The sequence below is a fragment of the Sulfuricurvum sp. genome (genome assembly GCF_028688295.1).
GTDB lineage: Bacteria > Campylobacterota > Campylobacteria > Campylobacterales > Sulfurimonadaceae > Sulfuricurvum.
The window spans coordinates 1-9,435 of sequence record NZ_JAQTYM010000078.1 but is presented as its reverse complement, the minus strand read 5'-3'; the positions used below and the strand labels follow the sequence as shown (position 1 = coordinate 9,435).

The following is a 9,435-nucleotide window of genomic DNA, read 5'->3' as shown; positions in this document are numbered from 1 at the left end:
CATGCACCGGTAGATAGGGAGAAAACAACAGAATGTTTTATCGATGCTTAACCGACATCAAATTAAGCGACTTCTCGTCGCACGGGTGTCCACCTACAAAGGGATTTTTATTCCCATGCGTTTTAAAAGCAGCTTAAATCCATCATAGATGGGTTACACCAACAGTTGTCTAAGCGACGAATGTGTCGGCATTCTCATCGCTTCAACTGCAAAATTAATCTCTTTTGCGATCGTGGCAACATCGATCTTCCATTCAGGAATATTGTACCGTTCAGCTCTTTTTCCATCATTCAACCATTTTAACGCTTCGCTCAAATGCCATAGTGATGTATTGCCTGAATGGATCGGCATCGGCGCTTCCGTGGAAGCAAAAATTTTGAGGACGTTTTGACGAGAACATCCGATGGTTTCAGCAATATCAGAGACTCCTGCAAAATCTGGCTTCGCTTCCATCAGTGATGCAGTAGGAATAGCTTTTTTGACATCTTTTATGGCACTCTCAAATGCTTCTGCCGCACTGGCTGCTTCACGTGCAAAAGATAGACCGATAACACCGCTTTTACCGCTTCCAATCAAAGCGTCATCGCATCCGGCTTCATAGAGTTGATCGATAAGATCGTTCATCTCTTCGTTAGAATTTACTTTGAACAAAAGTTCGAATTCATATTCACGCATCGTTTTCTCCATCCGTTTCATTATTTTCTTTGGCTTTTATACAGCCATCTACATACTTTTTTAAATCTCTTGCATGGTTCTGAGGATTTTAGGCGTTGACCATATACTTATTTGGCAAAAGATCCCATTTCTGCAGGCGTTATCATTGTAAGGACACAAAAGTAATCCCTATGCATGAGTTTTGCCAGTTCTCTTTTTCACTGTCCATCCAAGTTCTTCAGCATGAGCAATGGCAGCTTCAATATCCTTATTAGGATGTCTTGGTCTGTTTGACATAGTATTCCTTATATTCGTTAGTATATCGACAAAACTATTTAGTTGTCAAGTGACAACCTTTTATCTAATCTCATTTGCCAAAAAATACCTTAAAGCGGTCATTGATATCGGTTTGTCGAGCTTGGTATTGATGATTTCCTAATTAATATCAATATCGTGATTCTCTGATTGTATGTGTGTTACAATACACATATATTATGCGCATAGGATATTATTATGACTGCTTATTACAATCCAAACGCTCCTAAAAAGTCGGTGAATCTTAGTATTAACAGCGATCTTATTCAACAGGCGAAGGCACTAAAGATTAATCTATCTAAGCTACTTGAAGAGAGATTGGTAGAAACCATCGCATCTCAAAAAGAATCTTTGTGGATAAAAGAAAATAAAGAAGCAATCGAAGAGTATAACGAGCGAGTATCTAATAATGGAGCATTCTCAGATCGGTTGAGACGATTTTAATGGCTCAGTTCGATATTTATACAAACAACAATACTGACAGTTCTGTGGAATTCCCGTATCTTCTCGATATTCAAGCAGATATTCTTTCTGGCTTGGAGACAAGAGTCGTTATTCCTCTACGTGAAAACGTTAAAGCAATCCAACATCTTAATCCAGAATTTACTATTGGATCAACATCATACATCTTGTTAACACAAGAGCTTGCAGGGATACATAAGTCTGCATTAGGTGAAAAATGGGGTTCTTTAAAGGAACACCGCAGTGAAATAATTGCCGCTTTGGACTTTATGGTGAGTGGATTCTAGGTTAATTTGACCCATAAATTATTCAATATAATTTATGTTAATCAATTGTATGACACATTTGCAAATAGTCAAGATATTGGAAAAATTAAATGAAAATTATTGCAAAGTGAATGCTATATCAGAGGCTATTCACCCTCGAATATCGAGGGTTTGTCCTAGACCTGAGGAGGAGCTAGAAGTAGGCTTTGATTGTGATTCTGATGTATTTGAAGAGTTAAAAAGCGTCATAGTGTCTCATCCTTGAGAATGTAGTATTCTTGACTCTTGTTTTCAAAGAGTTGTCGTTATATCGGCAGAAAAATCAATATGTTAATATGTAATTTAAAGAAGATGAAAAAGCAATTATCAAGATTGGGTCGGATTTAAAGGAATACTTTCAATAGATGATGAATCAGATTGGGATGAAGCGATAGATTTATAGGCATTTTGTCCGTTGATTGAATCTTGGAGCTTTTTACTCTCTTCTAAATGCCCTCTCATTTCCATAACGGCTGCCGTTGCAGCAACCCGATAATCCTGTGGACTGGGATCAGAAGGGGCCATAGCCGCTGCTAAGATTTGTCGAGCCTTTCGGATGGTCTCTTCTGGATTGTTCCCCTCAGAGGTATCGATAGGGACTTCACCGGCAGTGGCATACATCTTTCCATCGGGTCCCTTGGTATAACTGAAATTTGCTCCGCCAGTGACAACACCTCCGCCAGCAGCGACATGTGCTGCTTCATGGGCTCGAACTTTGGTATCTGCGGATTCAAGCTTTGTGATTAAAGCCTGATAAGAAGGGGATTTTTCGGGTGTAGTAGTAGTTTGCTTGTCATGATTGGAAGTGTAGGAGGAATACTGATACTGTGATGGTGATACCTGTATACTCATGCGTTGCTGTACAGTCCCTTTATCTTGTAATGGTTTAAAGATTAAAATGGATCATATTTATGATTTCAAGGTAAGTATAATAACATTTTTAAGTGAAGACAGAAGTGAGTTGTTGCTTAATGGATTGAACGATCAAAAACGGCTACGAGAAAAAGGGTGCAGAAGGCATAGATAGTGGCAAAATAAGAGAATGTTTTTCGATCTTATGATGCTTTCATGATGTGGATTTCTACGATTGTACTGAATCACCTCCTGTATTCAAAGGAATCGTTGAGCTAATGATCAAAGATAACTAACTCAAAACGAAAAATTAGGGAGTATGAACAGGTATACTTTAAATGATATGGACTTACCCACATAGCTGTTGAACCAGTTGATTAAATACAGTTAGCATTCATTCATCATTCACCGATACAATTTCTCATATCTGTTCGATGATGTATCAGGAGAGTAACGAATGTATAAATATCACGATAAATCCAAACGATTTTTAGCCACCGCTCTGATTACTACCGGCTTATTGGGTACGACACCATTGATGAGCGAAGAAATTATCCAATTCGAACGCTCTGCCGTTACTCAAGAAAACCTTTCACTACGAATCGATTCTGAATTACGAAATCAGCAGTTTCAATGTTCTAAAACGGGATTTATACTCCATTTCTTAACAAATGCAAAAGCACATTTTATTCATCCGCAATCCGCTGACACACTTCATGCTGATTACAGTGTCCACTTTAACCATAGCATAGCGATGAAAGTCTATAAAAACCCATCCAAACATTTCGATCTGATGATGCATCACATCAATATCGCTTCCGATGGGTTTAGTGCCAAGGTCAATGGAGAGACTCGCTATTTTCAGAAAGTCTAATTAGGGGTCCCCTGAGAAAACGGAATATATAGTACGTTAAGAGAAATTGTCGTTTTTTGATAAGAGGGATTAAACGACTTGAATTTGAAGTCGTTTTCCGATTGCTGCTACAGCACTTTCGATAGTTGCGAGTGTGATTGAGGTATTGAGTGGATCGAGTAAGCGATTAATTGCTGATCGGCTGGTATTCATCCGCTTTGCCATTTCGGTTTTAGTAATGTGTTCTTTTGCCATTGTTTCTTCGAGTTGGAATGCAATCACTCTTTTAACAGCTACGGCTTCTGCTTCTGCAAGCATCCCTTCTTCTTGCAGGAAGTCATCAAATGAGCTTCCGATACCTTGTTGCAATTTCATTGAATCTCCTTCATGCGCTTTAGCGCTAAATCAATCTCTTCTTTTGGAGTTTGCTGTGTCTTTTTGACAAACCCATTGAGAAGCACCATATAGTGATCGATGATGGTAAAAATTACCCGTGCAATCCGCTTATCCGAAATACTGCTTCGTACTTCGTAAAGTTTATTACCAAGTGGACGCGATATCGGCATACCGATCGGCCATCCGTATTCAACTGTCTTGATATCATTACCAACGTTTTGACGATCCTCTACACTAAGAGACTTTAGCCATTCACGTACTGGTTCATTATCGGATAGTGTTTGATAAAAGACGACATTAATTTTTTTATCGATACGCTATTGTACCTTTTTTGGTACGATTTGTAAATCTAACAGTATTTAAAATTGCTACCGAAGATAACACCTGGAAGAGGGTGACTTTTATGAGCAATGATGGAATGATATTAGAATGTAGGGGTAAGAACAATTGGCCGCTTCTTGGACCATCTATCTGTCCGGTTGAAAAATTGGAAACTATCATCAATCAAAACGTAGCGGTTTCTCATGATGTATCCAAGATATATGAGATTAAAGTCAACAACGAAGCAGTCTTGAAATACGATGATTTCATCTGGAAAAGAAACTTTGGAGTGATGATGGCTTTTGTTATTTTTATTGCTTCGCTCTATATTTTCAAACGAGGCGGTTTGTTTAATCGCTCATAATTAGAGAATATTCTTTACACCCACGCTGTTTTTATTTCTTCATTTCCTCCAATAATTTGATTTATCGACTATTGGGGCTTTCTTATTATTTTAGCTTTCTTGTATTTACTGTGTAGTCGTGATGATGCTTTATGTTGCTAGTCTGTGGTTTGAATGTTTCACCATATTGTCTTATGTGGATCTGGTGTTGCACGATGTAGTTTGTGTGTATCCTTTACTAGGCTTTATATCATACGCCCAAAATGTCATTGGGTCTTTTTTCTATATGAATGGACTATTTAGTGTGGGGTGATGGTTATTAGAAATCATAGACTATAGAGTAAAGTGTTGTATGAATTTGGATAAAAAACAGGTGGGTTGAGAGTTGTTTATAGATAAGGTTAAATGGAAAAAACAAAGCGGTTTAGTTTTGAGTAGCAGGTAATTTTTGTAAAACTTGATAGTTTTGTTGATGATTTTTGACGAAAAAGTGTAAAAAGTGGGTTTTTCGATATACACAATTATTACATCAATGTTGAAAATAGTCAATTTTTTGGTGTTTTTAGCACAAAAACAGAGATGTTTTATTTTGTTAAATTGTTGACATTTAGAACTCTTTTATGGTTTAATTGTAAAAAATGAGACTGAAAAGTAGGGTGTTTTTAGGGGAGAAAAATTGAAAACATTGGGGTGGTTTTTGGGAGTGTTTTTGAGGGGTAAAAGCAATTGACAACTTTCGGTTGTTAAAATCAATAATTAGAAAAAAAGTACACTCATAAGTTTATTTTTTTTTTGGAAAAAGTATGGTAGTAGACTGGGTGGTTTTTGGGGTTAAAAATGAGGGTAAAAATATATTACATTTGGGTTTGGTGTGTTTTTATATCTTTGTTTGACGACAGAGTTCTGTTACTTAAGTTTTATGCATTTTTGGAGAATTGACGGTTTGGTTGGGGAGTGTCAAAAAGCGATAAAAAAGTGTGACTTTGGGGTGTTGGGGATCATTTTATAGACTTTAGGGTTTTTGAGTCAAAACCATAGTGTTTTGAGAGGGAGTTTGACGGGCTAGTTTTGGAAAAACGCTAAAAAGATCGGTGTTTTTCTCGAATTTCCGTAAAAAACACATGTTTTTGAAAGTGCAAAAAATCGATCAGATTGGGTAAATTTTTCGATGGTTTTTGGTCGAATTTGGGGTCAAAATGCTCAAAATCCACCCCTCTTTTTACTAAAATTGGTATCAATTTGGTTTTGCTACAAACCTTAAGCGAAAACCTCGAAAAAAACTCGTGTTTTTTGAAAAACCTCGACTTTTTTTCGAGAGGTGTAATTTCTTTGCTTAAATATTTAAACTAATTTATTTTCCAAGAATTAAAATTCAAAAATGAGCACTTTTTTTGGGCTTTTTTTTGAGAAATCAAACAAGTTTTTGCATGAGAAAAACAAGCTTAAAAATGATGATTTTTTGAAATTCAACTGGCAAGATTTTTTATAAAAATACATTCCTAATCTCACTCTATTTTTCTCAATTTTTGTACTCAATTTTTCCATGTTTTTTTGGCCAAATTTTAGGGATATTTTTTGGGATATTTTTACAAAAAAATAATGTTTTTTTTAGACTTGCCTCATTTTACTTTTTAAAATAAATATAGTATAAATGTGTATATTAGTTGCTCTGAGATTTTGATACAAATACTACCAGATAATGAGTGTCCGCTAGAAAGCATAATTGCCGGAATGATAGAATCAATAAAAGTAAATGGCAATATAGCGGATCGATAAAATATATTGCGTAAAAATTTATTGACATGTTTAACCATTATGGTTATTATGACAATATTATTATAGACTTGATGAAAGAGCAGCTGTATGTCAAATACTAAAAGTAATCCACACTACAGCCTAGAGGAAATCAAACAGCTGGTCAGGAATGCTCAAAGAGTTATAACCTATCAGGCAACTCTTGATGCTGATTACATTGGATTTAATCATGAGAGTATTTATTCAGTTGTTTTAGACATGAATGAGTCCCATTTTTATAAATCGATGATATCAGAAAAAAATCCGCTTTTGTAGCAAGATGTGTATCACTATCAACGTGACGGCCTTGATATGATTTTGTATATAAAACTACAAATCAATAAAAATGCAGTTGTCATTTCTTTCAAAGAGAAATAAGAGGTATAAAATTATGAGACTAGAAGAATGCCCATATTGTAACGGTGAGTTAGAATACAACAAACACACTGAAGAATTAAAATATAAAGGTAAAACACTTTTTATTGATATGGTTGGGGAATATTGTCCAGCATGCCAAGAAGGTTTTCAAAACGATGAAGACTTGAAAACCAATGAGCATACTATCGCTCTGGCAAAAACTGCCGCGGATAAAAAAATTGCTTCCGATATAGCAAGGATAAGAAAGAATCTTGGTCTTTCCCAAACTGAAGCTTCAGAGATCTTCGGTGGTGGGATAAGAGCATTTCATAAATATGAAAAGGGCGAAATCAGCCCGCCGCAAACTCTGGTCATTTTGTTTGACTTGCTTGACAAAGGTACAGTAACACTCGATGCAATTAAAGAAAACGCAACCCAAAAGATAGCGTAATCAACGCTATCTTTAAAGTACCTCGATCTTCACAATCTATATTCATTTCAATGAGTTAAAGAGTAACGATGCTTATTTGTTAGACAAGTTTTATTTTATTTGTACTAATTTTTAACATAACAATCCCTTCCGCTTGACATATCATGATTAAGTCATTATCATAGCATTATAAAATTACTAACATTTGAATGGGATCCAACAAAAGCATTGTCCAATGTTAAGAAGCAAAAACTGTTTTTGATGATGATTTTGCCCGCTTGCTTCATGATCCTGATCACTCAAAGGAAGAGGAGCGGTTCATATTATTGGGTATGAGTTATACGCTAAAAATTCTGACCGTTGTCCATTGCTATCGTGATCAAGACGGAACGATACGGATAATATCTGCGAGAGAATCTACCAAAAACGAAGCACGCCAATACAAGGAGTTTTTACCATGAGAGAAGAATACGATTTTTCACAATCTGTCCAAAATCCATACGCTAAGCGGACAAAGAAACAGATATCGCTTAATGTTGATGTGGATACAATCGAGTATTTTAAAGAGCTATCCGTAAAAATGGGGTTGCCTTATCAAACCCTAATCAACTCATACCTAACCGATTGCGCTATGCGTCACGTTGAGCCTCAGTTGAAGTGGACGAGCTGATCGTTTTTTCCAACAGCAGTTTTAATGCGACAACCTGATCCATCAAGGTGAGATTGGATTGCCGCAGCTTTTTATTCTCTTCACGCAATGCTTCTATCAGAGCCTCTTTCTCATTACCCTCTTTTTCTGCCTTCTTTACCGTAGCAGTTGGTTTGTGCGGCATGTTGCCTAGTAAATCTTTGTAATTGGCGTAAATAGTGGCTCTGCTAATACCGCATAATGATGCCAATTGATCCACCGTTACTTTGGTTCCTGAGGACTTGAGCTCTTTGATGGTCCGCTCCAGAAGCTGTCGTGTCTGAAATTTTTGTTCTGATTTGTATTTTTTGAGGGAATCGCCTTTAGGCATGGTTATCCTTTGGTTGAATGGATTCAATGATAGAGGTAACTTTAGAAAGCCGAAAACGGGCTTTTTTCACTTCGATGGGCTGAGTATCATTGCAATGCTCGATATGGCGTTCAAGCAAGCTTGCTTCATGCATAAAATTCGGCAAAAAAGTCTCATTAGTCACAAAATCCTTACAACCGATGGTGTAACAGCTTTGAACACCCAAGTTTGGACAATGCCCCCGTTTAAAATCGTACAAACACATCCCAAAGGGGAGAGGATTGATGCCGAAGACTTTGGAGAGTTCATCGAGTTTATCGGATAGACTGGGAGACGTTTGAATCGAATGCAATCGGTGTTTGAAGATTTCGCCCTCAATCCCTTGCGTATAAAGATATTTAGCATTGAGCATCCCGTGCAAATAGCTTTGTTTCAACTCTTCTTTGCTTCGATGGACATAATGGGAGGTCATTTCAATCGATAGGTGCTTGAAATGGGTTTGAAGTACCACGAGATTGACATCGCACTCAGAAGCGGCAAGTTTCGCGAAGGTATGTCTAAAACAGTGCGAGGTGAGTGTCACTTCTTGATTCGATCGATTGAAAAACGTCAGCGCAAGATTGTTACGTTTTAAAAATGCTCTAAGATAACTGTGATTCCATTTACCGGATTCCATCGGCGTCGGCACGAGTCGCTGAGAGGTTGAAGTACCTTTACGAGGGGAGAGGAGATAGAATAGATAATTTTTCTCTTTTGCTTCGTCTCTTAAGGGCTCGGTGAGTCGTTCAAGATGGAGGATAACTTCATAAATCTCTTTAGGGATCAGTATTCGATGCGCATAAGGCTCACGTTCGGTTTTTTGAATGGTCACGTTTAGCCAGAATGTTCCATACTTGTCTTGTTGAGCGCATCCGTATTTGAGATAGAGAATTTCAGAGATACGCAATCCTGTGTGGGCTTGCACTAGAATAGCAAATTTAGCGTGATTGAGTCGAAACAACCCTTTGCTTTTTCCGCTTTGGAATGTTTGAAGTATGTCGGGCTCATTCCATGCACATTGAAGGATTGATTTCCATAATCCGATCGGAATGCTGTGATCATCGGGGCCGTTTTGACGCTCAAGGGCACCTTGTTTGTTGGCTCCCCACCAATCCCATAAAGACGTTTCTAACTGAATAGGCTGTTGCGGTACACTGAAGCCATTATTTGTACCCATATTGAGGATCTTATAGGGGTCCCCTGAGAAAACGGAATATATAGTACGTTAAGAGAATTTTACCGCCCTTAAAGGCCTAAATTTCCCATCTTTGAGCTTCGAACTCTTTTTCCAGACATAGTCCCCAGTTAAATTGATG

Annotated in this window: 13 protein-coding genes and 1 pseudogene; 8 read left to right on the top strand and 6 right to left on the bottom strand. The window is 37.4% G+C overall.

Going from position 1 to position 9,435, the window contains the following annotated elements; all coding sequences use genetic code 11:
• Nucleotides 1-153: 153 nt before the first annotated feature.
• Nucleotides 154-696: a hypothetical protein gene (locus PHR02_RS11990; RefSeq protein ID WP_299992349.1), complete on the bottom strand. Its 543-nt coding sequence runs from the start codon at nucleotides 694-696 to the stop codon at nucleotides 154-156.
• A 471-nt stretch (nucleotides 697-1,167) separates the two neighbouring features.
• Between PHR02_RS11990 and PHR02_RS11985 the strand changes: the two genes are divergently transcribed.
• Both PHR02_RS11985 and PHR02_RS11980 read left to right on the top strand, forming a co-directional pair.
• Nucleotides 1,168-1,413: a type II toxin-antitoxin system CcdA family antitoxin gene (locus tag PHR02_RS11985; protein WP_299992347.1), complete on the top strand. Its 246-nt coding sequence runs from the start codon at nucleotides 1,168-1,170 to the stop codon at nucleotides 1,411-1,413.
• Entirely contained in the window at nucleotides 1,413-1,718 is a 306-nt protein-coding gene (locus PHR02_RS11980) for a CcdB family protein (protein WP_299992346.1), read from the top strand. The genes PHR02_RS11985 and PHR02_RS11980 overlap by 1 nt, the downstream gene beginning before the upstream one ends.
• A gap of 345 nt (nucleotides 1,719-2,063) precedes the next feature.
• On the opposite strand, the gene PHR02_RS11975 is transcribed toward PHR02_RS11980, so the two are convergent.
• Complete coding sequence (locus tag PHR02_RS11975; RefSeq protein ID WP_299992344.1) at nucleotides 2,064-2,588, bottom strand: putative metalloprotease CJM1_0395 family protein; 525 nt, start codon at nucleotides 2,586-2,588, stop codon at nucleotides 2,064-2,066.
• A gap of 457 nt (nucleotides 2,589-3,045) precedes the next feature.
• On the opposite strand from PHR02_RS11975, the gene PHR02_RS11970 reads away from it, so the two are divergent.
• Entirely contained in the window at nucleotides 3,046-3,462 is a 417-nt protein-coding gene (locus PHR02_RS11970) for a hypothetical protein (protein WP_299992343.1), read from the top strand.
• 69 nt (nucleotides 3,463-3,531) lie between these two features.
• Here PHR02_RS11970 and PHR02_RS11965 read toward each other — a convergent pair whose 3' ends face one another.
• Both PHR02_RS11965 and PHR02_RS11960 read right to left on the bottom strand, forming a co-directional pair.
• The gene (locus tag PHR02_RS11965) at nucleotides 3,532-3,816 is read right to left on the bottom strand and encodes an XRE family transcriptional regulator (RefSeq protein WP_299992341.1); all 285 of its coding nucleotides are present in this window, start codon (nucleotides 3,814-3,816) and stop codon (nucleotides 3,532-3,534) included.
• A complete protein-coding gene (locus tag PHR02_RS11960; protein WP_299992350.1) occupies nucleotides 3,813-4,139 on the bottom strand; it encodes a type II toxin-antitoxin system RelE/ParE family toxin in 327 nt (108 codons plus the stop codon). Before PHR02_RS11960 ends, PHR02_RS11965 begins: the two co-directional genes overlap by 4 nt.
• Before the next feature lie 101 nt (nucleotides 4,140-4,240).
• Here PHR02_RS11960 and PHR02_RS11955 point away from each other — a divergent pair, with 101 nt between their 5' ends.
• The 5 genes and pseudogenes from PHR02_RS11955 to PHR02_RS11935 all read left to right on the top strand — a co-directional run bounded on the left by PHR02_RS11955 (nucleotide 4,241) and on the right by PHR02_RS11935 (nucleotide 7,752).
• Nucleotides 4,241-4,522, top strand: coding sequence for a hypothetical protein (locus PHR02_RS11955; protein WP_299992340.1), 282 nt, complete (start codon nucleotides 4,241-4,243; stop codon nucleotides 4,520-4,522).
• Nucleotides 4,523-6,364: 1,842 nt separating this feature from the next.
• Nucleotides 6,365-6,673: pseudogene (locus PHR02_RS11950) on the top strand (type II toxin-antitoxin system MqsR family toxin).
• Between the two features lie 13 nt (nucleotides 6,674-6,686).
• Nucleotides 6,687-7,103 (top strand): type II toxin-antitoxin system MqsA family antitoxin, encoded by a 417-nt coding sequence (locus PHR02_RS11945; protein ID WP_299992338.1) that lies wholly within the window; start codon nucleotides 6,687-6,689, stop codon nucleotides 7,101-7,103.
• 257 nt (nucleotides 7,104-7,360) lie between these two features.
• Nucleotides 7,361-7,543 (top strand): BrnT family toxin, encoded by a 183-nt coding sequence (locus tag PHR02_RS11940; protein ID WP_299992336.1) that lies wholly within the window; start codon nucleotides 7,361-7,363, stop codon nucleotides 7,541-7,543.
• Entirely contained in the window at nucleotides 7,540-7,752 is a 213-nt protein-coding gene (locus tag PHR02_RS11935) for a BrnA antitoxin family protein (protein ID WP_299992335.1), read from the top strand. Before PHR02_RS11940 ends, PHR02_RS11935 begins: the two co-directional genes overlap by 4 nt.
• On the opposite strand, the gene PHR02_RS11930 is transcribed toward PHR02_RS11935, so the two are convergent.
• Complete coding sequence (locus PHR02_RS11930) at nucleotides 7,712-8,101, bottom strand: TetR/AcrR family transcriptional regulator (protein WP_299992333.1); 390 nt, start codon at nucleotides 8,099-8,101, stop codon at nucleotides 7,712-7,714. The genes PHR02_RS11935 and PHR02_RS11930 overlap by 41 nt on opposite strands.
• The gene (locus tag PHR02_RS11925) at nucleotides 8,094-9,296 is read right to left on the bottom strand and encodes a site-specific integrase (RefSeq protein WP_299992331.1); all 1,203 of its coding nucleotides are present in this window, start codon (nucleotides 9,294-9,296) and stop codon (nucleotides 8,094-8,096) included. The genes PHR02_RS11930 and PHR02_RS11925 overlap by 8 nt, the downstream gene beginning before the upstream one ends.
• Nucleotides 9,297-9,435 lie beyond the last annotated feature (139 nt).